General features: G+C 61.8%; 19 protein-coding genes and 1 riboswitch. Of the genes, 9 read left to right on the forward strand and 10 right to left on the reverse strand.

The features are described from left to right. Positions 1 to 79 precede the first annotated feature (79 nt). Positions 80 to 1,180 (reverse strand): LLM class flavin-dependent oxidoreductase, encoded by a 1,101-nt coding sequence (locus tag M0639_RS19550; RefSeq protein ID WP_064074709.1) that lies wholly within the window; start codon positions 1,178 to 1,180, stop codon positions 80 to 82. Between the two features lie 296 nt (positions 1,181 to 1,476). Between M0639_RS19550 and M0639_RS19555 the strand changes: the two genes are divergently transcribed. Continuing rightward, complete coding sequence (locus M0639_RS19555; protein ID WP_029255764.1) at positions 1,477 to 2,478, forward strand: MBL fold metallo-hydrolase; 1,002 nt, start codon at positions 1,477 to 1,479, stop codon at positions 2,476 to 2,478. A gap of 42 nt (positions 2,479 to 2,520) precedes the next feature. On the opposite strand, the gene M0639_RS19560 is transcribed toward M0639_RS19555, so the two are convergent. Both M0639_RS19560 and M0639_RS19565 read right to left on the reverse strand, forming a co-directional pair. After that, positions 2,521 to 3,441, reverse strand: a complete 921-nt coding sequence (locus M0639_RS19560) for a universal stress protein (protein ID WP_064074708.1) — start codon at positions 3,439 to 3,441, stop codon at positions 2,521 to 2,523. Then, on the reverse strand, positions 3,438 to 4,883 hold the full coding sequence (locus tag M0639_RS19565; protein WP_007729264.1) for an amino acid permease: 1,446 nt from the start codon (positions 4,881 to 4,883) through the stop codon (positions 3,438 to 3,440). Before M0639_RS19565 ends, M0639_RS19560 begins: the two co-directional genes overlap by 4 nt. Positions 4,884 to 5,043: 160 nt before the next feature. On the opposite strand from M0639_RS19565, the gene M0639_RS19570 reads away from it, so the two are divergent. Then, entirely contained in the window at positions 5,044 to 6,837 is a 1,794-nt protein-coding gene (locus tag M0639_RS19570; RefSeq protein ID WP_064074707.1) for an alanine racemase, read from the forward strand. A gap of 31 nt (positions 6,838 to 6,868) precedes the next feature. Beyond that, a complete protein-coding gene (locus M0639_RS19575) occupies positions 6,869 to 7,153 on the forward strand; it encodes an MBL fold metallo-hydrolase (protein ID WP_231915212.1) in 285 nt (94 codons plus the stop codon). An 89-nt stretch (positions 7,154 to 7,242) separates the two neighbouring features. Here the strand turns inward: M0639_RS19575 and M0639_RS34965 are convergent, their stop codons facing one another. Both M0639_RS34965 and M0639_RS19580 read right to left on the reverse strand, forming a co-directional pair. After that, positions 7,243 to 7,368 (reverse strand): hypothetical protein, encoded by a 126-nt coding sequence (locus M0639_RS34965; protein WP_257217594.1) that lies wholly within the window; start codon positions 7,366 to 7,368, stop codon positions 7,243 to 7,245. A 349-nt stretch (positions 7,369 to 7,717) separates the two neighbouring features. Next, positions 7,718 to 8,692, reverse strand: coding sequence for a TauD/TfdA dioxygenase family protein (locus M0639_RS19580; protein ID WP_064074729.1), 975 nt, complete (start codon positions 8,690 to 8,692; stop codon positions 7,718 to 7,720). Positions 8,693 to 8,803: 111 nt separating this feature from the next. Between M0639_RS19580 and M0639_RS19585 the strand changes: the two genes are divergently transcribed. Then, positions 8,804 to 9,352: a nuclear transport factor 2 family protein gene (locus M0639_RS19585; protein WP_231915211.1), complete on the forward strand. Its 549-nt coding sequence runs from the start codon at positions 8,804 to 8,806 to the stop codon at positions 9,350 to 9,352. A gap of 3 nt (positions 9,353 to 9,355) precedes the next feature. Here the strand turns inward: M0639_RS19585 and M0639_RS19590 are convergent, their stop codons facing one another. Beyond that, complete coding sequence (locus M0639_RS19590; protein WP_047269827.1) at positions 9,356 to 9,589, reverse strand: hypothetical protein; 234 nt, start codon at positions 9,587 to 9,589, stop codon at positions 9,356 to 9,358. Positions 9,590 to 9,869: 280 nt separating this feature from the next. On the opposite strand from M0639_RS19590, the gene M0639_RS19595 reads away from it, so the two are divergent. After that, complete coding sequence (locus M0639_RS19595; RefSeq protein WP_020970156.1) at positions 9,870 to 11,363, forward strand: stealth family protein; 1,494 nt, start codon at positions 9,870 to 9,872, stop codon at positions 11,361 to 11,363. Between the two features lie 51 nt (positions 11,364 to 11,414). Here M0639_RS19595 and M0639_RS19600 read toward each other — a convergent pair whose 3' ends face one another. The 3 genes from M0639_RS19600 to M0639_RS19610 form a co-directional block, all read right to left on the reverse strand. After that, on the reverse strand, positions 11,415 to 12,782 hold the full coding sequence (locus M0639_RS19600) for an NtaA/DmoA family FMN-dependent monooxygenase (protein ID WP_007729254.1): 1,368 nt from the start codon (positions 12,780 to 12,782) through the stop codon (positions 11,415 to 11,417). Positions 12,783 to 12,802: 20 nt separating this feature from the next. Then, positions 12,803 to 14,149, reverse strand: a complete 1,347-nt coding sequence (locus tag M0639_RS19605; RefSeq protein ID WP_156525050.1) for an LLM class flavin-dependent oxidoreductase — start codon at positions 14,147 to 14,149, stop codon at positions 12,803 to 12,805. Next, a riboswitch (SAM riboswitch) is annotated at positions 14,132 to 14,245 on the reverse strand. It overlaps the preceding gene by 18 nt. 78 nt (positions 14,246 to 14,323) lie before the next feature. Further along, positions 14,324 to 15,229, reverse strand: a complete 906-nt coding sequence (locus M0639_RS19610) for a phosphodiesterase (protein WP_064074706.1) — start codon at positions 15,227 to 15,229, stop codon at positions 14,324 to 14,326. Positions 15,230 to 15,568: 339 nt separating this feature from the next. Between M0639_RS19610 and M0639_RS19615 the strand changes: the two genes are divergently transcribed. Then, positions 15,569 to 16,942 carry a dicarboxylate/amino acid:cation symporter gene (locus M0639_RS19615; protein ID WP_003940669.1) on the forward strand — a complete coding sequence of 458 codons (1,374 nt, stop codon included), beginning with the start codon at positions 15,569 to 15,571 and terminating at the stop codon, positions 16,940 to 16,942. Positions 16,943 to 17,114: 172 nt separating this feature from the next. Further along, positions 17,115 to 17,474: an excalibur calcium-binding domain-containing protein gene (locus M0639_RS19620; RefSeq protein WP_003940648.1), complete on the forward strand. Its 360-nt coding sequence runs from the start codon at positions 17,115 to 17,117 to the stop codon at positions 17,472 to 17,474. A gap of 52 nt (positions 17,475 to 17,526) precedes the next feature. On the opposite strand, the gene M0639_RS19625 is transcribed toward M0639_RS19620, so the two are convergent. Next, on the reverse strand, positions 17,527 to 18,654 hold the full coding sequence (locus tag M0639_RS19625) for an alpha/beta hydrolase (RefSeq protein ID WP_031333643.1): 1,128 nt from the start codon (positions 18,652 to 18,654) through the stop codon (positions 17,527 to 17,529). Positions 18,655 to 18,766: 112 nt separating this feature from the next. Here M0639_RS19625 and M0639_RS19630 point away from each other — a divergent pair, with 112 nt between their 5' ends. Further along, positions 18,767 to 21,949 (forward strand): DEAD/DEAH box helicase, encoded by a 3,183-nt coding sequence (locus M0639_RS19630; protein WP_064074705.1) that lies wholly within the window; start codon positions 18,767 to 18,769, stop codon positions 21,947 to 21,949. Between the two features lie 113 nt (positions 21,950 to 22,062). Next, a complete protein-coding gene (locus tag M0639_RS19635; protein ID WP_003940660.1) occupies positions 22,063 to 22,638 on the forward strand; it encodes a TerD family protein in 576 nt (191 codons plus the stop codon). Positions 22,639 to 22,681 lie beyond the last annotated feature (43 nt).

A 22,681-nucleotide genomic window follows, 5' to 3' on the forward strand; every position in this document is an offset into this window, starting at 1 on the left:
GATGTCGGTAACAAGTTACTGCAGCTTGTGAGCGGTCGCAGCGCCGGACCTGCTTACCCGACAGTCAGACTTTCTCCGCTCAGTCGACGGCGGTGAAACCCTTCGCCCGATCTTTGTCGACCGACGTCCACAGCGTCGTCGACAGTTCGGCCTTCACCAGCGGGATGACCTCCTCGGCAAAGCGGCGCAGAGTGTCCTTCTGCTGCTCGAAGTCGAGCACGTGATTGACCGACACCGATTGGAAATCGTGGCCGTAGCTCTGGTGGTAATCGAGGATCTTCTCGGCGACTCGCTCCGAAGACCCGACCAACGCCGGCCCGCGGTCGACGGCTTCCTCGATCGTCCGGAAGCTCGTCGACTTTCCGACCGCTTTGGGGTCGTGCTTGCGTTTGTCAGCTTGTGCAACGGCGCCCTCGTAGATCGGACGGAACTCTTCGATGGCCTGCTCGGTCGTGTCGGCGAGGAACAATCCGCCCGAACCCGAACCGACATACGCCTTGGCCGGGTCATGTCCGTACGCCAGGTACTGCTCGCGGTAGTGGTCGATCAGCACTTTGTAGTTCTCACGAGGCTGGAAGGCGTTGGCGGTGACGATGGGGTCGCCCCACTTCGCCGCGAGTTCGACGGCCTCGAACGAGGTAGCCGATCCATGCCAGATACGGAACGGGCCGTCATACGGACGCGGTAGCGTCGTCGCGTCCTCGAGCGATGGTCTGTGAGTCCCCACCCACTTGACGTTTTCCTCGCTGATCAGCAGTTTGAGGAGTTCGTAGTTCTCGGTGAGGTATTCGTACTGCTTGGCGATGTCCAACCCGAGGAGCGGGTACTGAAGGACCTCGTTGCCCTTGCCGATCACGATCTCGAGGCGTCCCCGGCTGAGTTGATCGATGGTTCCGAAATCTTCGGCGACTCGGATCGGATCGAGTAGCGAAAGGACCGTGACACCTGTCGACAGCAGGATTCTGTCCGTGGCCTGCGCAATCGCCCCCAAAACGACGGTTGGCGCCGACGAAAGAACCGGCCCGGCGTGGCGCTCACCCACCGAGAACGAATCGATACCCAGTTCTTCGGCGAGAACCGCGAGTTCGACGACGCGGTTGAGCCGATCGGACGGGGCAACTTCCTCGCCGGTCACTGGATGGGGTGGGTTGAAAATGATGTCCAGAACCTGAAAACGCATGACCCGTCTTTCTCGATAACCACACAGCACGCCTGTCCCTCGGAGGCTAGTGCGCGACTGCTCGACGGATCCGCCATCCGAGGATGTTCCCAACGCAATGACGTCCCGAAACACGCTACTCAGCAACATCTTTCGACTCAATGAGACCATTCGGTCGATAAAACTCTCACCGATCCGAAGTCGACCGAAAACATGCCGAACTCCCGCCAGGCAGGACCTGTGTCACTGACCAATCAAGCGCACGGTAAACATGAAGTACTAAGAGTGCGTTCCCTTATCGTTAAGAGGTACTTGTTATGAACGGTGCGGCGGCCATCGGTGATGGCATATTCCAGATTCCTGTCCCGATCACGGACAACCCGCTCGGGCACACGCTCGTCTACGCCATGGAATCCCCCGGCGGACTGATCTTGGTCGACGCCGGATGGGGCGACGACAACGGCTGGCAGGGCCTCAACGCGGGGCTCGCCGAGATCGGGCATTCGGTGACCGACATCGAGGGCGTCGTGGTCACGCACTTCCATCCGGACCACACCGGACTGTGCGGACGGGTCCGCGAGGCATCCGGCGCCTGGATCGCCATGCACGAGGACGACCACTACCTGTTCGATCAGATGGCCACTGCGCGTAACGAGGAGTGGATGGCGTACCAGCTCGACAACATGGAACGTGCCGGAGCGCCCGCAGCTGACCGTGATGCCTTCCGACTGGCTGCCGCGGGTGAGTCTCCAGTAGGCCCCGAGTCCGCTCCCGACCGCCTTCTCGCCGACGACGAGATCATCGCGCTCACCGGCCGCGGCCTCCGCGTTGTCTACACCCCCGGCCACACGCCTGGTCACGTCTGCTTCTACCTCGACGACGCCGACGTCATGTTCACCGGCGACCACGTCCTGCAGAAGACGACACCACACGTCGGCAACTTCGTGTACCCACTCGACGAGCGAGACGCCCTCGCCGACTTCCTCGACTCGCTCGCACGGGTGCAGAACATGAACATCACCCGCGGTCTCGGCGCTCACGGCATTCCGATCGACGACGTCGGTGGCCGCGCCGGCGAGTTGATCGAGCATCACCAGGAGCGACTCGATCATCTGCTGCAAGAGTTCGCCGACGACAAGCTCACCGTGTGGGACGTCGCGGCAAAGATGAAGTGGTACAAGCCGTGGGCCGAGATCTCCCCGATGGGAAAGACGATGGCGTTGTCCGAAGGTGCAGCTCACCTTCGCCATCTGGTTGCCCGAGAGCAGGTCTCTCAGGTTCCCGGCTCCGAGCCCGCGCTCTTCGCTCGCTCCATCTGAAAGATCAGGGCCGACAAGCACTCCGCTCGTCGGCCCTGATCTCTATTCCGCTTCGGCCTGATCGACTATTCGGGTCGACGCCGATCGCGGCACCACCACCACCGGAACCGGTGAGTACCGCACGATCTTCGCCGCCCGACTGCCGAGGAACACCCGCGCCAGTGGACCTGCCTTGCTCGAGCCGACAGTCAGAACGTCACCTCGGTCCCACTCGACGCCCGCGAGCGCCTCGGCCCAGTTACGACCATGGCTGATAACCGATTCCATGACGTCGGGTATTTCGGGCAGTGCACGCACGCGCTCGAAGGCAGCGTTGGTCTCGCGCTCGACCACCTCGGCCCACTCAGAGATGATCGGTGAATCCCCCTCGGTCCCGAGCGTGGTCGTGTACTGCGCGTTTGCGCGAACTGCAAACGCCGCCAGTCTGAGTCCGGCATCGACACGCGCAGCCACGGTCGCGGCGGCGAGCACCAGATCGTCTTGATCGGGTGTGCCCGAGTATGCGGCGGTGACGCGGCGAACCACCTCACCGGGCTTGGTTCGAAATCCCCTCGGCGCCAGGGCGACCGGAACGTCGGAGCTGTGCAGCAAGCGTGAGGTGACACTGCCGAGAGCCACGTGACCGAACACCCCGGCCGTAGACGAATCCAGGACGATCATCTTGGCTTCGTGCTCGTGAACGAGATCGAGCAGGCCACTCGACGCCGACTGAGCCTCATGCACGACATAGGTTACGTCGACGTCGGAGGGCATGTCTGCCCGCGCTTTCGCCAGTGCCGCTTCGGCTTCGGCTCGCAATTGCTGGTGGTATTCGGCGTCGACACGCGCCATCCCGGGCGGTGGCGGCGAGGGAATCACCGCGCAGATCACCAGCGGTTCACCGGACGAACGCGCCAACAGCGTTGCCAGATGGACGGTTCCGGAGCTGTCACCGTCGGGTGCGTATCCCGCGAGCAACGTCATGACTCGGACTCCGATCCCAGTTCGGCGCGGTTCTTCGCACCGAGGCGCGAGTGCTTCATACCGTAGGCGAAGTACCAGATGATCGCGACGGTCACCCAGACGAGGAACACGTAGATCGTGACGGTTCGGAGGTCCTTGATGATCCACAGGCAGCCCAGGATCGAGAGGATCGGTGTCACCGGATAGCCGGGAACTTTGAAGCTGCGCGGCAGGTCCGGGTCACTGCGCCGCAGGATGATGACCCCGACCGAAACCACGAGGAACGCCACCAGGGTTCCGATGCTGGTCATTTCGGCGAGGAAGTTGATCGGAATGAAACCGGCCAGAATGCTGATGACGACGCAGACGATGATGGTGTTGGGCACCGGCGTCAGAGTCCGCGGGTTCACCTTGTGGAAGATCGACGGAATCATGCCGTCGCGTGACATCGCGAACAGGATCCGGGTCTGACCGTAAATGACCACGAGCGTGACGCTGCAGATCGAGATCACCGCACCGGCGGCCAGAAGTGTTCCCGGCCAGGTAGATCCGGTCACCTGTTCGAGGATGGCGGACAGTCCGGCTTCCTGACCTTCGAACGATGCGGAATCCTGTGCACCGATCGCGACGGCGACAACAGCGATGTAGATCGCGGTGACAGACACGAGCGCAATGAGGATCGCGAGAGGGAGATTGCGACGAGGGTTCTTCACTTCTTCGCCGGCGGTGGACACAGCGTCGAGGCCGATGTACGAGAAGAAGATGATTCCGGCGGCGGACATGACGCCACTGAATCCGAACGGTGCGAAGTCGGCGAAGTGATTGCTGTTCCATCCGGCGATGCCGACCACGATGAAGAGCAACAGAATTGCGAGTTTGATCGAGACCATGATGGCGTTGGCCTTGGCCGATTCACTGGCGCCGCGGATGAGCAGAACACCGCACAGGCACACCAGGATCACTGCGGGCAGATTGATGATGCCGCCCTGCTCCGGCGCTTGTGACAACGCGTCGGGGATCTGGAACCCGAAGAGGTTGCCAAGTAGCTGGTTCAAATATTGCGACCATCCGACGGACACCGCCGCGGCCGAGACTCCGTACTCGAGAAGCAGACACGCGCCGACGGCCATGGCCGGAAGCTCTCCGAGCGTCGCGTAAGCGTAGGAATACGACGAGCCCGACGCCGGGACAGCTCCGGCCAACTCCGCGTAACAAATCGCTGTGAGTCCCGCGACGACACCGGCAACAACGAAGGAGATGATGACTGCCGGACCCGCAACCGGGACTGCCTGCGAGAGGACGAAGAAGATACCGGTGCCGATCGTGGCGCCGATGCCGAACATGGACAACTGCGCCAAACCGATACTGCGGGTCAGCTCGCCGCCGTTGGTATCTGCGCCGGTCTCCTGGTCTATCTGCAAAGCCGGCTTGCGCCGAAGTACGTGTTTGACGAGAGTAGCCATCGACGCTCCTCTAGAGTGCCTGGTAGGAAACTGTTGTATCCTCATACTGCACGTAAGTGTCCTGCGACACAACAGTTGGAGCAAAGTTGCCCAGCTCACGCCAACCGTCCGGTCTGGAATGCCCGGATCGTGAACCGCCTTCGGAGAAAACGGGGAGATCATGACCGGACCGACCATCACCGTCGACCTGCGTCGTATCGAACAGAATGCGCGCGTCCTCGTCGAAGCGTCCAATGCCAAGGGTATTGCGGTGGCGGGCGTCAGCAAATCTACATGTGGCTCCCCCAAGGTGGCGCGAGCAATGGTCCGCGGCGGCGTCGCACAGATCGCCGACTCCCGCCTGGACAACCTGGCCCGCATCCGCCGCGACGGCATCACCGTTCCCCTGATGCTGATCCGCGCACCGTCGTTGAACGAGATCGACGACACGATCCGCTACGCGGACATCAGCCTCAACTCGGAGTTGACGACGATTGTTGCTCTGGGCAGAGCAGCACGGGCGCGAGGAGTAATCCACGACATCGTGCTGATGATCGACCTCGGAGATCTCCGCGAAGGGATCCTGCCGGCGGAGGCGTTGGATGTAGTCGCCGAAATCCTTCCCATCGAGGGCATCAGACTGATCGGAATCGGCGCGAATCTCGCGTGCGTCGGCGGCATCCAGCCAACCGTCGACAACCTGTCGAATCTGGTCTACCTTGCCGACGAAATCACGAAGCGGTTCTCGATCGAACTGCCGATCGTTTCCGGCGGCAATACGTTCTCTCTGCCACTCCTCGAGACCGGAACGATGCCCGAGGGGATCAACCATCTGCGTTTGGGTGCCAGCATCGTTCTGGCCGAATCACCGACTCCCCCAGGACTGTACGAACTGCTGAACAACGACGCCTTCACTCTCACCGCGGACATCATCGAGGCCAAGATCAAGCCGTCGCGGCCGTATGGAGTCTCAGGGGAAGACGCGTTCGGCCGACGCCCCGTCTTCGACAACGAGGACAAGCCGAGCCGACGCCTGATCTTGTCCATCGGCCGCGAAGACATCTCGCCGGAAGGCTTGACCCCGATAGATCCGCGCCTGAAAGTGATCAGCGCCAGCAGCGATCACCTCCTCGTCGACGCCGGAGAAACAGGTGACGAATACCGACTGGGTGGCACGGTCGACTTCACGATCGACTACGGCGCGCTCTTGATGGCAATGACATCGCCCTACGTCGAAAAGCGATACGTTCTGGGCACCGAACCGATCGATGCCAATGCGACCGTCGAATTGATCGACCTCGAAACTACCGGCCTGGCAAGCCATCTCCTCGATCACGGTCTACGTGAGGACATGTCCGGAATCGGTTTCGACTGCATTCAAGCAGAGAATGCCGCTGCGGATCTCACAACGCTGCCGCTGTGGCTCACTGCCGAAGCCTGGCAGAACACCAGAATTCCGATCGCCACCGAACCTGGAACCGATTTGGGTGCAATCATTTTCGCTTCACACGGTGACATCGAACAATTGCTGTCGTCGGCGGCGGATCTGCACGGCCCCAGTTTGGAGAACACCGTCTTGGTGGGCGTCAAGAACGCCACGGTCGATCACAAGCGCGCACTCGACGAGTACGGGGTATTGCTGGTGACGATCGACGAGATCGATCGCCATGGCATGGCGGCCTTGATGCCTCGCGTCCTCGCCGCGGCGGGCCAGGGTGTGAACGGCGTCCACGTCCATTTCGACATGGACATCATCGACGGACGTGTTCTCGGAGTCGACGACACGACACATCTGGGCGGCCTCACATTCCGAGAAGCGCACCTCGCCGCCGAATTCATCAGCGAGACCGGCCTGACGAGATCGATTTCGATCGGCAGCGTCGCGGCAGCGGATTCCGATCCCCTCGGACGGCAAGCGACCTTCGTCGACGGACTGGTTGCATCGCTGCTCGGGCGCAAGGTGGTCAAAGCCTGACGCTGTCGGCAGCCCTTGCGAGAATCGTCCGATGATCACGCGGAGCTCCGGTCAGCACGTATTCATCGCACTCGGCACGCCATGGATCGATGCCGTGGTCGCGTTTCTCGAACCCCGAGCCCGTGTCGATCCCTGGATCATGCACGGAAAGATGGCCATCGGTGACCTGCTGGTCACGGTTCTCGACACCACTCCTCGCACGCTGCTCTGCATCGAGACCGTGGCTGCGCCCTTCGACGGCACGTCGCCGATGGAAGTCGATGAACGCCCGTACGAACTCCACGGTTTGCCCACCGTTCCAGAACTCGAACAATGATGGTCCATCACGTTTCCCACGGATCCTGGGCCGGTCGACGACGCACTGGCCGACCGGATTCTCACGGCCGGCCAGTCACACTATGCGCACTACTTCGGCGACATCGACACGCTGGATCCGACGTCCACAGCTGCCCACGCCCGGACGTTGATGAACGAGCGGGGAAACTGCACAGGTTGCGGCTCACCGATGCCGTTGCCGTTGCGAAAGTTCAACAGCAGCGATCGCCTTCACTTTCATTCCGCATCACGGATCTTCAGGCAGGCTGAACCTGGTGACGACTACCCAGCCGTCCTGTGCCGCAAGTGCACCGGAAGGATGGCCACGTCTGGGCACACCAACTTCATCGACTACATGCTGGCGAAAAATCCACCGTGCCCACACTGCGGTGCACACAGAACCGCTCAGTGTGCCCCGGGGATGCCGGTCCATCCGTTCGATCACCTACCGTGGCTCGCCGTAACTGGCTGCGTCGTGGGACCGGACACCCCGGAATGGACGTGCCGAGCGTGCAGTCACTCATGGGGACAGATGTTCCCGCCGGATCACCCGCAGCACGACTGATCAGTTCGCGGCGAAGCCGGGAAGCCGATCGATGTCCGCGATGATCGAATACTCCGCGGCGTCACCCTGGAGGATTCGACTCTGCTCGCCGTGGACGTCGACGGGGACGTCGCCGGCCAATGTCACACGGTGCACACTGCGGGCCTGAGTCCCGTAGTCGGCGATACCGTAATGCTGAGTCGCCTGGTTGTCCCAGATCGCCAGGTCGCCGGCCGACCAGTTCCATCGAACAGTGTTTTCCAACTTGATGATTCGTGCCTGCAGGATCTGGTAAAGAGCGACCGACTCCGACGGCTTGAGCCCGACGAACTCCTTGAAGAAGTGACCGAGCAGGAGGGTCTTCTCCCCCGTCGCCGGATGGATACGCACCACCGGGTGTTCGGTCTCATAGATCTCACGGGTGAATTCGGCGTAGTAGGCCTGGCGCTGCGCGTCTACCGGGTTCGCCTGATCGACAACCTCGGCATAGTCGTAGGCATTGGTGTGAACGGCCCGCAAATTCTCGACCAAGACCTTGAGCGAACGCGGCAGTTGGTCGTACGCAGCGGTGGTCGACGCCCACGTGGTCGCTCCGCCGTACTCGGGCATGGTCGTCGCTCGCAGAATCGAGGCTTTCGGGATGCGGTCGACGAACGTCACGTCCGTGTGCCAACTGTTGGCGGCACGGTCGAGCACCAACAGCTTGTCGCCCCTGGACTTCACCGTCGGATGCGGGGTGGTCTGGGTGCCGAGGGTTCCGGCGAATTCGTACTGCGACGTGTCGTCGAGATGCTGCTGCCCACGGAAGAACACAACCTTGTGCGCTGCCAGCGCATAGTTGATCGCGTAAGCGGTCTCTTCGGACAAGTCGCCGGAGAGATGGACGCCGTCGATGCGGGCGCCGATCAGCTCGCCTACTTTGTGGACGGTGATTCCGCCGGCAGCGTAGATCTGCTCCGGGGTCTGGGTGACACGTTCGAGTTCGGTGACGGACATGGCGATCTCCTGTGAGTCGGTCAAGCCTACGGGCGCGGCAGTCGTCATGGCGCTGCCTACTGTGAACACTCAATCATTTACGCTGCGCGCCCGAATACGGTTGAACTCGAGGTGATCTCAAAGTTCACCGCTCCCTCGCCGGAGAATACTGCCGCTCACTGGGACGAGGCCGTCGTCGTTGTCGTCATGAGCTGTAGCGTGCGATCTGCCGCACCCACGTCTACGGAGGACAGCATGCAACCCGAGGGCCCTGCCGAACAGATTCGTTCAACGCTCGCTCGCATCGCGCATCTTGCCGATACCGGCTCGGTCGAGGATTACGTGGAGCAGTTCACCCGCGAGGCCGAATGGAACATGCCGGCCAACCCCGATCGCGGTATCCCCGCACAGGTACGACGTGGCCGCGAAGAAATTGCTGCTGGAGTAGTCGAGCGTCGAGCCGCCGGCATACAAGGCCCGGGCACATTCACACGCCACGTCACCACGGCGATCGCCGTGGACGTGACCTCGGAAACGACAGCCCGCGCGGATGCGGTGTGGACGTTCTACGTCGACACAGCCACGTCGCCCGAACTCAGCGGCGTCGGGAGCTACGCGGACGAGTTCGAACTCGAAGACGGGCGGTGGCGACTGTCGCGACGAGTGATCTCGCGCGGCTGACGGTCAGTCTTCTTCGCCGGTGATCGCCTCACACCAGTCTTCGACCTGATCGATCCCCTCTTCCGTCCATTCCGGGCTCATGTCTTCGAGTGCATCGAAGACCACCTCGCAGGTCAGCATCTCTGGTGAACCCTCCGACCCCGCTGCCTCGGTTCGCTCCGCAGACGCTGTCGCAACTGGGCCGGCGGCCAGCGCAACCGCCACCGCGCCTGTTCCGACCATCGCTTTCACACGCATCGGTTCTCCTCCTTCACTCTCGCTTCGGTCCTCGGGGTACCCGACTCGCCCCGCGCTACCCATCCCCGTCACTCATGTCCGACTTTCGGCGCCGACGGCATAGACTGAGCTCGTCGCCACCACGCTCTCGCAGCGTCGGGGGCGACAGATACACAGCTGGATCAGAATCGGAAGGCATCCCATTACAGAATCTCCCGCTCCGCACGACATCTACTTCGTACCCCCGGAGCAGGACAGCCCCAATCCTGTGGAGCCGGCGTCGGCCGCGTCACGCGCACGGATGGGCGAGCTACCCGAGACCGTCCGATTCAAGAATCGTTTTGCCCTCGCGATCACGACCACCACGCCGCTCGAAGCGATGGTCGAAGATCTCCTCTTCATCCGCGACATCCTCGACGCCGCAGGAATCGAGTATCTACTCGTCCGCGGAAACGACGAGCGCCCCGTGATCGCGGTGAGCTGGACCGAGCGCAAAAACCTGCGGCAGGCACTTGTCGAGGGATGCGCCAACGCACCCTTCTATTCCAAAACCGTCGACGCGAAGAAGAGTCCAGCGCTCCTTGTCGCGGACGGTGCCCTGTCGAAAACCAACAAGTCACGGATCTTCCGCTTGTTCCGTCCGAGGGTTCACGTCGCAAGCGGTATGAACTACGGCGCGAACATCGGCGTTCAGATCGAATTGTGGTCGATTTCCGACGAAGAAATCGTCCTACCCGTCGAGAACTCACTGACACGACGAACCGTCCTCCCCGAAGAAGCTGTCCGAGGAACCGTCGAGCGATTCGGCCGGATCTGGCCGACCATCGAGAACATGTTCGCCGATCATGCCTCCGATATCAGCTTCGATATCGATCTTGTCTTTTCCTGGGTCGACGGTTCTTCCAAAGAGTTTCAGGCTCAGCGCGCCAAGCGCATGCAGAACTACATCGTCGGCGAGGGCGACGAATCAGAAGCGCGCTTCCGTCAGATCGACGAGCTCAAATACGCACTTAGATCTATCCACATGTACGCGCCGTGGATCCGGCGGATCTTCGTCGCAACCGATTCCGATCGTCCGGACTGGCTTGCCGACGATCCGCGAGTCACGTTCATGCCCAGCGAAAAGTTCTTCGCCGATCCAAGTGTGTTGCCCACCCACAATTCTCAAGCTGTCGAGTGCCAGCTGCACCATATTCCGGGTCTGGCAGAGCATTTCCTCTACTCCAATGACGACATGTTCTTCGGTCGCCCCGTCGGCCCTGACATGTTCTTCTCCCCCGGTGGGATCAGCATGTTCATCGAGGCCGACACCAGAATCGGATTGGGACACAACGACAACGACCGCAGCGGGTTCGAGAATGCGGCCCGCGTCAACCGCCGTCTGCTGCAGGACCGCTTCGGTCTGATGACCACCAGACATCTGGAGCACGCAGCGACGCCACTACGCAAGAGCGTGATGGCCGAGATGGAACGCGAGTTCGCCGAAGACTTCGCGGCCACTGCAGCAAGCACCTTCCGCGCGAGTTCCAATATCTCGGTGACCAATTCGCTGTACCACTACTACACGCTCATGAGTGGACGGTCGGTGGTGCAGAAGTCCGCCGCCGTCAAATACGTCGACACGACGGTCAAGGCCGGTTTGCGCGACATGGACTCACTGCTCGCCAAGCGCTCCATGGACTTCTTCTGCCTCAACGACGGCAGCGCTCCGGAGATCGATCTGGAACTTCGGACACGCAAGATCACGGAGTTCCTGGAGAGCTACTACCCCATCCCGGCGCCCTGGGAAGCCTAGACGAAACAAGGGCCCAGCCGATTTCGGCTGGGCCCTTGCTACTTCGGTCGATCAGCGTGCTGTCACATGCTCCCGTTGCACCGGAATGGGCAGACCGAGATTGTCACGCAACGTCGTTCCTTCGTAGTCACTGCGGAGAACACCTCGATCCTGCAGCAGCGGCACCACGTCGTCGACGAACTCGTCGAGGCCGGTCGGCACAAGGTGCGACCCGAGGATGAACCCATCCGAACCGTCGTTGCTGACAAACGAATCTATTTTCTCGGCAACCTGCTGCGGTGTACCGACGATCGGTCCACGCTCGAACTGATCGATCACCACTTCGCGCAGATTCAACTTCTTGCTCTCCGCTACCGCGCGCAGTTTTGCGACGGTCGCGAAACGATCTTGGTGAATGAAGGCGCGGCCCTGGATGATCGGCGGAGCCTCGGGATCCGGAGCGATATCGGGTAGTGGTCCTTCGGGGTCGTACTTCGACAGATCGAGATTCCAGATCTGTTCGAGCAGAACCAAAGCGGTCTGGCCGGTGACCTGCTGGTCGCGAATCTCTCGGTACTTCTCGATCGCATCTGCCTCCGAGGTGCCGAGAACAAAACTCGCCGACGGCAGGATCTTGATGTCACCCGGGTCACGTCCGGCCGCAACGGCACGTGCTTTGATATCGCGATAGAAATCGGCCGCCTCGGGCAACTGACCGTACGGTGAGAAGATCGCGTCGGCATTGCCGGCAGCAAAATCGCGCCCCTGCGGCGACACCCCGGCCTGCAGAATAACCGGGCGCCCTTGCGGGCTACGCGGCACTGTGAATCGGCCGTTCACGTCGAAATGCGATCCATGAAAAGCGAATTCACCGGCATCCGGTCGCGCGAGAAAGCGCCCTGATGCCTTGTCGGCCACGATGTCGTCGCTTCGCCACGAATCCCACAGTTCACGCACCAGCGCTACGGTCTCCTCCGCACGCTCGTATCGTTGCGCGCGGTCGAGGTATCCGCCGCGGCGAAAGTTCTGGCCGGTGAATGCGTCGAACGAGGTGACGACGTTCCAGGCGGCACGTCCTCCGGACAACTGATCGAGCGTCGCGAATTGGCGGGCCAGTTCGTACGGCTCGTTGAACGTGGCATTGATAGTGCCGGCCAATCCGAGGTGTTCGGTTACCGCCGCCAACGATGCAAGGACCGTGAAGGTGTCCGGCCTACCGATGATGTCCTGATCGAAAATCTGTCCTGCACGCTCACGAAGGGCAAGGCCTTCGGCGAGGAAGAAGAAGTCGAACTTCCCACGCTCGGCGGTTCGAGCGGTGTGTTCGAAGGAATCGAACTCGATCTGGCTGCCCGCCTGCGGATCCCACCATGCAGTGTGATGGTTGACGCCGCCGAGGTAGGCACCCAGGATGACCTGCTTACGCTTCTGAGAACTCATGAAAATGTATTCCTCGTCTGTCAGGCGGCCGGAGTACCGGCGGCGTAGCGGTTGGGAACGTCGATGGGTAGGCCAAGCAGTCCGCGAAGATTCGTCTGCGGATACTCGGTGCGGAATACGTTGCGTCGCTGCAATTCAGGTACCAGCTCACCTGCGATCGCGTCGAGGTCGTCCACGACGACGCCCGGCCGCAACCGGAAGCCGTCGATTCCCAACTGCTGCCACCGGAGCAGAAGATCTGCCAACTCAGCCGCGGTGCCGGTGAAGGTCAGCGCGTCCGAACGGTATTCGGCGCCGGCCTGCGCGTCGAGGCGAGCGAGCCGTTCCTTTCCGGTTTCTTCCGGAGCATCGAAGAATACGACGATGTCGGTGAAGACCCGAAGCGGTTCGCCGGTGCGCTGCACGTGTTCTTCGGCTGCTCGCACTTCACCCAGGATTGCCGTGACCTGCTCGTCGTCGAACGGCGTCACGAACACCAGATCGGCCGTCCGCGCCGCCAGCTCGTACGCGACCCGCTGATGTGCCAATGCGGTGACGACGGGATGCCCCTGCGGCGGGCGCGGAGTCACCGACGGTCCACGGACCGAGAGGTACTTTCCCTCGAAGTCGATGTAGTGCAACTTGTCTCGGTCGATGAACCGGCGCTGCTCCACGTCGCGGATCTCGGCGCCGTCCTCCCAGCTGTCCCAGAGTCGCCGGATTACGTCAGCTGCCTCCGCAGCTTCGTCGAACAGGTCGCGCACGAAGTCCGGGAGGACGCCTGAAACGATCGACTGACGGTCGGCATCGGTGAGAACTGGGATGTCGCGGCGCCCGAACTGTGCTGCCTCGGATTCCGACGCCGACACCTTCACCTGCCACCCGGCGCGACCGCGCGAGGTGTAGTCCAGCGTGGCAACGGCTTTGGACAAGTGGAACGGTTCGGTGTGAATGGTGGTGATAGTCGGGATCAACCCGATGTTGCTCGTGATCGGTGCCAGTCGGGCGGCCACGAGATGTGCGTCGAGCCGAGCGCGCACCCGGTCAACCGCGTCGTCGACAGGCTCGAGTGGGTTGGCCGGCACCGAGAGACTGTCCTCGATGGTGACGAAATCGAGCAGACCACGCTCGGCGGTCGCCACCACGTCAGTCCAATACGACGCGCTGAACAGCTCACTCGGGCGCGAGTGCGGCTCTCGCCAGGCCGCTGGGTGCCAACCGGCACCGTCCAGCGCTACGGCGAGATGCAACGGAGCAAGATAAGAAGAGGGGGTGGAGGTCATCGGCGCATACTCCTGTTCGAGAACTACTCGGGAGCGCACAGTGCCGACCGCAGAAGCCGTCAGCACCCGACTGGCGGTTCTCGTGGCGACTGCCGCTTGCGACACGCACCGCGCGTGTCGCCAGGTGTGATTCCGGGGCACCCCATCGGCATGAAGGGTTGCCGTCCAGCTAGCCGGTCCTTGTTGCTGGAGCTCTGCACCTACCTCGACGGTAGTGAGTACGCGACCGCCCGGCAATCACCCAGAACTGCGCGTGGGTGCCGGAAACCGCCTGCGACCTCAGATGATCGAGCGTGCCGCCTTTTCGCTCTCGAGGATTCGAATGCCGGCAGCACTGAGCCTCCGGGCACCCTCGGCCGCGTCGACGGGCTCACCGACCGTCACGTGCGCGCCGAGTGGAACGACCGAATGAACAATTGTCTCGTCGTACACGTGCACCAGATTGCACCCCTGAGCCCCGTCACGACCACGCTGACCACCGACTTCCACATTCAAGTCCTGGGTGTAACACGTCGACGACGCCACGGAAACCGGAATGCCGGCGAACGTCGCCGTCGTCGAATAGTGCAGATGCCCAGCAAGAATCGCCCGGACGTCGCTGCCACGCAAGACGTCCGCCAACCGGGACTGATCGCGCAACTCCACCAGAACCGCGAGATCCTGAATGCACGGAACCGGCGGATGATGCAGCGCCAGAATTGTTCCGTCGGGCGCCGGCACCGCCAATTCTGCGCGTAGCCAATCCAATTGGCCATCCGTGATCTCACCGTAGTGATGCCCGGGAACCGACGAATCCAGGGTGATCACCCGCAGTCCGTCAAGGTCGTAGACGTTGTCGACGGGATGATCGGTGGCGTCCTCGCCCAACAGCAGAGATCTGAACGTAGGGCGGTCGTCGTGGTTGCCCATCGCCCAGACGACCTGCGCATCGATCTCGGCCGCCACGGGTTCCACGATGGCTTTCAATTCCGCGTATGCGTCGGGGTGTCCCTGGTCGGTCAGGTCGCCGGTGAATATCAGTCCATCCGGGCGTGCGCCCGAGGCCACGATCCCGCTGAGCACTTCCCGCAATCTCGTCGACGCATCCACGGCGTCGTACAACTCCCCCTGAGCCACCAGATGCGTGTCACTGAGGTGCACCAGGAAATGCTTCGGACGCGGGTACTCGGCATTCCGAACGCTCATCGGTCTCTCGCTTCCGCTTGCCGACGCGTAGGCGCCGGTGCGGCACCTACTGATCGTCGAGACTAGTCAACCGACCAACAGTGACTGATCGGGGCACACCCGACGAACACGAAGCGAACTCCCGCGGCGACCCTCGGGATCGAGTAGTTGAAGCTGCGAGTAGTGTGTGGACAGTGTTGTTCCTGACCAGTCGGCGTTACGTCGACCTTCGCCTGCAGGCGAGCGCAATGTGTACGCGCTCGCTCTGACCTGACGCGTACCAGGAAACATTTCTTCGAATCTGCCCGGCCTCTGGTGCCGCGCTGCGTTTCGCTCCCTTGATTTTCGAAAGGCATAGTCATGCCCAGCTCCACCTCCACCGGCGTGCCGGAAAAGTCCACGTCGCGTTTTCCGTCCTGGGCGACGGCATTCGGACCGCAGATCGTCGCCGGTCTCGTACTCGGTGTCATCATCGGTCTCGTCGCCCGGGCAATGCCTGATGCAGCCGACGGCAACGTCAACTGGTTGGTCGGCACCGTGCAGACCATCGGTTCGAGTTACGTCAAGCTGCTCACCGTTGCGGTTATCCCGCTGGTGTTCACCGCCATTGTCAGCTCCATCGCCAACCTGCGCCAGGTCGCCAATGCAGCTCGCCTGGCCGTGCAGACCTTGCTCTGGTTCGCGATCACCGCTTTCATTGCTGTGATCATCGGCATCATCGTCGGCCTGATCACCGATCCCGGTTCACGGACCGATGTCGCCGCCGAAGCAGCAAAGGAACCCAAGAGCTCCGGCTCGTGGTGGGCGTTCATCACCGGACTGGTTCCGAACAACTTCCTGGGGCTGGGCGCAAAGACTTCCGTCGCCGAAGGCGTGGCGACTACATCGCTGAGCTTCAACGTCCTGCAGCTGCTCGTCATCGCCGGCGCAATCGGCATTGCTGCACTGAAGATCGGCCCCAAGGCTGCGCCGTTCCTCGAGTTCAACGCGTCGCTGCTCGCGATCGTCCAGAAGGTCCTGTGGTGGATCATCCGCCTTGCCCCGATCGGCACCGCTGCGCTGATCGCCAACGCTGTCGCCACCTACGGATGGGATGCGATCGGGTCGCTGGGCGTCTTCACCGCCGCCATCTACATCGGTCTGGCGATCGTGTTCTTCGTGGTCTACCCCATCCTGATTGCCGCACACGGCCTCTCGGTTCGAAGCTTCTTCTCCGGCGTCTGGCCCGCAACTCAGCTCGGATTCGTCTCGCGCTCGTCGATCGGCACCCTGCCGTTGACCGAACGCGTCACCGAACGCAACCTCGGCGTTCCGCGTGAGTACGCCTCGTTCGCCGTTCCGCTTGGTGCCACCACGAAGATGGACGGTTGCGCCGCAATCTATCCCGCGATCGCGGCGATTTTCGTCGCAGGCTTCTACGACGTTCCGCTGACCTTCACCGACTACCTGTTGATCGTCGTCGTCTCGGTCATCGGCTCAGCGGCAACGGCCGGAACCACCGGTGCGACAGTCATGCTCACACTCACACTCTCCACCCTTGGTCTTCCCCTGGCCGGCGTCGGACTGCTCCTCGCAGTCGAACCGATCGTCGACATGGGCCGTACCGCAGTCAACGTCACCGGCCAGGCACTGGTCCCGGTCATCGTCGCAAAGCGTGAGGGAATCCTCGACAAGGAGCGCTTCGACGCTCCCCGCAACGGTGACCCCTTCGCCGAGGAACTTGTCGACGCGTAACCCTCGATGACTACAGCAGCGTCCTCGCACCTGAGCAATACGGTGCGGGGACGCTGCTTTTCACCCCAGATTTCACCCTTACCGAAATAAACCATTTGGTCGTTATGACCAGTATGCTCAGCCGGCACAGCCCTCCGAAGTGGAAGGGCTGCCCAGTTGAACACGAGGTCACATGAAGCTCCGCCGTTTGGCATTCAGCGTCGCAGGTTGCGCCGCAATCACTCTGGTTGCCGCGCCCGCCGCTCAGGCATCCACGGTTTTCGATTTCCTACCGATCGAGATCGCACGCATGATTCCGACTGGCTCTGCCGACGCAGTCCAGCCGTTCCTTCCCCCGGTCTTCGCACCGCCGGCGCCGCCCGCTCCGCAAGCGCCCCAGAACCAGCCGGCGCCGCAGAACACTCCCGCACCAGCGCGGTACTACCAGAACTGCACAGCCGTTCGTAATGCCGGCGCAGCTCCGTTGTACCGGGGCCAGAACGGATACGCCCCGCATCTCGACCGCGACAACGACGGCATCGCCTGCGAGTGATCCAACGCTCGGGTTGTGGTGCATCCACAACCCGAGCACTGTTGTCGAACCGTCAGACGCCCAATGCCCGGGACAGAGTCGGCCACGCCTTCGGCAGTCGTTCACGCCAATACGCCCACGCGTGCGTGCCGTTCGGCTCGTAATCCACCTGCGCCGGAATCTTCAGCTCCTGCAACCGAGCGTCGAACATCTTGGTGCAGGCGTGGGCGGCAACCTCGATGCCGCCGCCGATCACCAGACGCTCGAGCAGTTCAGGAGTCTGCAGCGTCTCGTCAGATCCGGGACGACCGTTTGCCGTCGACACGTAGATTTCCTTGCCACGCAACTTCTCTGCGTTGATCAACGAATCGTGTGCCTCCCACTCCGGGCCCCCTGGCACACCCCAGATGTTGGCCGGATCTCCGCTTCGAGAAGAAATCGTGGCCTGGACGGCAGTTCGGCCGAGCGGATCCATCGTGGAATAACAACCGCTGAACACGGCAACGCCGCGATACATGTCCGGAAAGCGTTGGGCGAGCATCATTGCACCCATCGCGCCCATGGAATTGCCGGCAATCGCGTTGATTCCGTTGGTCTCGAGTCGCGCGTCGATCAGCGGTGGCAACTCCTCGGTGATGAAGGTTTCCCACTTGTGCAGTCCCAGCCGCGGATCCGGATTCTCCCAGTCCGAGTACAGGCTCGCGATTCCGCCATTGAGCATCACGACGTTGACGTTCTTGTCGGCGAAGAACGCCGGGGCGCCGCCGATCGTCATCCATCCGCTGCTTTTCTCTCCGGCGTCGACACCCTCGAGCATGTACAGCGCTGGGCGCGGAACCGAATTGTCAGCGGGTAGCAAAATCTCGACGCCGACCTCGCGTCGAAGTGCGGGCGACGCCACCGTCAGCCTGATCGCTTGTGGTGCGGTCACCTTCTCGCCGACGATGGCCGGGACGACGATGTCGTCGCGCAGGTCCGGTTTGGGGCCCGGATCCTCCTGAAGTGGTCCCGGGATCGTCGACCCCGAGCTCACGCTTCCCTCGACGCTGCCCAGACTTCCCGAGCTTCCCGAACTACCCGAGCTTCCGGAACTCGGCGCTGCCGTCGACAGTCCGCCCAATTGCAAAGAAAGTGCACAGACGGCCAAACACACCGCACCTGTGCGCGCAGATCGAATCCACGCACGCCGCTCAGTCCTCATGAAACTCCCAAACCAGTCAAAGATGTTTCCGTGAACATACCGTGCAGTTCGGACTTTCTTGGACAAACGACCACGACAAGATCTGTCGGTCGCCGCTACTAGGCTGGCCCCCGTGCAACCGGATTCAGTCAGGGCCCTCGACCTCGACCGAATTCGCGCTGTCGTGGGCACAACCACCTACGACCGCGGACTTGTCTACCTGCGGGAGAATGCAGTCGAATCCATCGGATGGAACGACACCGCTGACATCTTGACCGGCGCTGTATCGGGAACTGCGCGAGAGCCGTACACCTGCACGATTTCGGTAAGTCGCGGCGCGGCCGGTACAGCAACGTTCACGCGTGGCCTCTGCACGTGTCCCGTGCGGATGAACTGCAAGCACGTAGTCGCGTTGGTACTCGCAGCGGTGGCCGAGGCGAACAAGACTCCACAACACCTCGGATGGGACAGCTCGCTCGAGGAGTTGCTCCGACCAGACCTGGCCGGCCGCACTACACGTGGACTTGGCATTCAATTCACCACCCGAACCAAGGGCGCATCGACAAGGCTCATCATCAAACCCGTACAACCAGGAGCGAGAGGGTGGATCTCCGGCGGGCTCGCCTGGAACAAACTCGGAAGCACTTTTCAGTTCCCCGCAGATCACCTCCGGGTTCTACGCGACATACATCTCCTCCACAGCGCCGGCAACCATTACCGAAATCAGAATGCAGCGGAGATCGATCTTGCCGGGTTTCCGAGCCCGCAACTCTGGTCGCTTCTTGATGAGGCGATCAGCGTCGGCGTTTCACTCGTTCACTCGAAGGCCGGCCTCGGCAACATCTCCCTACTCGACGACACCAACATCTGCCTCGACGTCCACGGAGCAGAAGACGACAACCTCCGTCTCACTCCCCGAATTCAGACCGATGGGCACATCATCACCCATTCCGACTGGGGACTTGTCGGTACGCCGGCACATGGTGTCTTCGCGCTCGACGCCGCCAACGCGATCACGCTCGCACCGCTGCACACGCCGGTCACCCACCAATTGAGGCAGTTGATCGACTCCGGAAAGTCAGTCGACATACCCGCCGAGCATCGAGATGCGTTCACTTCGCGGTTCGTGTTCAAACTCGGAAGCCTCGCTCCCGTCCTATCTTCCGACGGTGCTTACAACCCACCGACTGTGTCCGGTCCTCGGCTACAACTGATGGCCACTTACGAAGGCGACCACCGCATCGACATCGAGTCGGCATGGAAGTACACCGTCGATGCCGACGAACTGATCATTTCTACCGCCGATGCAACCACCGACGAGTCCGAGGTCCGCAATCACGCTGCCGAAGATGCCATCACCAACAGCCTCGGCGCGGCCGCGGCGAAGGCCACTCTCGCGGGAACTTTGACCGGCCTCGATTCCATGCAGTTCACACTCGACCTCCTGCCCCAACTCGAAGCGCACGACGCCATCGACCTCACGGTTGCAGGAACCCCCGCCGACTACCGGCCTGCAGACGACGCTGTCGTGATCGGCCTCAGCACATCAGCCCCCGACGGGGACAGCGGATCCGACTGGTTCGACCTCGATGTCACCGTCGATGTTGCGGGACAAAGCGTTCCGTTCACAACACTGTTCTCTGCTCTGAGCAAGGGCGAGACTCACATACTGCTACCGGACGGCGCCTTCTTTCGGCTCGACGCACCTGAACTACTCGGCCTGCACCGTCTCATCACCGAAGCGCGGTCGCTACTCGATCGGCCTACCGGCAAACTCGGGATCAGCAAATTTCAGGCCGGACTGTGGGAAGAATTGACGGCGCTCGGAAGGGTCGAACATCAAGCAGCAGCTTGGAAGAAGCAGATCGCAGGATTGCTCGGCAGTTCGGGCATCGATCCCGTCGAAGTCCCGGACACGTTGACGGCAACGCTACGTCCCTATCAGGTCGACGGATTCCGTTGGCTCAATTTCCTGCGCCAGCACAGCCTGGGCGGCATACTCGCCGACGACATGGGCCTGGGCAAGACACTGCAGACCCTCGCAATGATCTGCGCTGCAAGGCAGTCGAATCCAGCCGCGCCTCCCTTTCTGATCGTCGCACCCACCAGCGTGGTCTCCAACTGGAAGTCCGAAGTGGCGAAGTTCGCACCGACCCTCCACACCGCTGTCATCACGGACACGCTGCGCCGCAGAAAAACCGATCTGGCCGCACTCGTCGACGGGGCGGACATCGTCGTGACGTCGTACGCCCTCTTCCGCCTCGACACCGATGCGTATTCCGCGGGCCGCTGGTCCGGACTGGTACTCGACGAAGCCCAATTCGCCAAGAACCACAAGTCCAAGGTCCACCAGTGCGCGAGGGCGGTGAACGCACCGTTCAAACTCGCGATCACCGGAACACCCATGGAGAACAATCTCATGGAGTTGTGGTCGCTGCTCGCGATCACTGCACCGGGACTGTTTCCCAGCCCCACCACCTTCACCGATTTCTACCGCACTCCCATCGAAAAAGACGGTGATGCAGAACGATTGGCGCAACTGCGACGACGCGTCAAACCGCTGATGGTGCGGCGCACCAAGGAACAGGTGGCTGCGGACTTGCCGCCCAAGCAGGAGCAGGTACTCGAGATCGAGTTGCATCCGAGCCATCGCGCGATATACGACACCCACCTGCAACGCGAACGGCAGAAGATTCTCGGACTGCTCGACGACGTCGACAAGAACCGATTCACGATCCTGCAATCGCTGACGCTGCTACGCCAACTCAGTCTCGACGTCTCGCTGGTCGACGAGGAAAGCGGACCCGTCCCATCGGCCAAGGTCGACGCTCTCGTCGAGCAATTGGACGACGTCATTGCCGGCGGACACCGTGCGTTGATCTTCAGCCAATTCACCGGGTTCCTCGGTTCTGTCCGCAACCGACTCGACGAGGAAAGAATTCCGTACAGCTATCTCGACGGTTCGACGCGCAATCGCGGTGAAGTGTTGGAGGAGTTCAAGTCTGGTGCAGTCCCCGTCTTCCTGATCAGCCTCAAGGCTGGTGGCTTCGGCCTCAATCTCACCGAGGCCGACTACTGCTTCATTCTCGACCCCTGGTGGAACCCGGCCGCCGAGGCACAAGCGGTCGACCGTACTCACCGCATCGGGCAGACACGAAACGTCATGGTCTACCGCCTCATTGCCAAAGACACCATCGAAGAGAAGGTCATGGCGCTCAAAGCCAAGAAGTCGGCATTGTTCTCGAATGTCATGGACGCCGAAGGCACACTGGGCACCGGACTCGACGCCGAGGATCTTCGCGCGCTGTTCGAGTGAGGTGCCTATTCGGTCGAACCGCACCTACCCGCTCACGGTAATGTGAGTCGCGAACGGACAACACAGAACTCCCGAACGAAGAAATCCACTTCGTTCGAACGAGAGGAACCTGAATGGGCGTCACACTTGCCAAGGGCGGCAACGTATCTCTGTCGAAGGCCGCACCCAATCTGACCAAGGTCGCAGTCGGTCTCGGCTGGGATGCACGCAGCACCAGTGGTGCCGACTTCGACCTCGACGCCAGCGCGTTGGTCACCGGCCCGGAACGCAAGGTCCTTTCCGACCTTCACTTCGTCTTCTACAACAACCTTCGCTCGCCCGACGGATCCATCGAGCACACCGGCGACAACCTCACCGGTGAAGGTGACGGCGACGACGAGGTCATCAACGTCGACCTCCCGGCTGTACCGCCCAACGTCACCAACATCTTCTTCCCCGTCTCGATTCACGACGCCGATGCGCGACTCCAGTCCTTCGGACAGGTCACCAACGCCTACATCCGCGTCGTAGATCTGTCGAACGGCTCCGAACTGGCACGCTACGACCTCTCCGAAGATGCATCCACCGAGACAGCCATGCTTTTCGGTGAGCTCTACCGCCACAATGGCGAATGGAAGTTCCGTGCAGTCGGACAGGGATACGCATCGGGACTGGCCGGAATCGCCCGCGACTACGGCGTGAACATCTGATCTCTATCGGTACACGAAACGGGGTTCGATTCGGCATTGCCGG

Source organism: Rhodococcus qingshengii JCM 15477 (genome assembly GCF_023221595.1).
GTDB lineage: Bacteria > Actinomycetota > Actinomycetes > Mycobacteriales > Mycobacteriaceae > Rhodococcus_F > Rhodococcus_F qingshengii.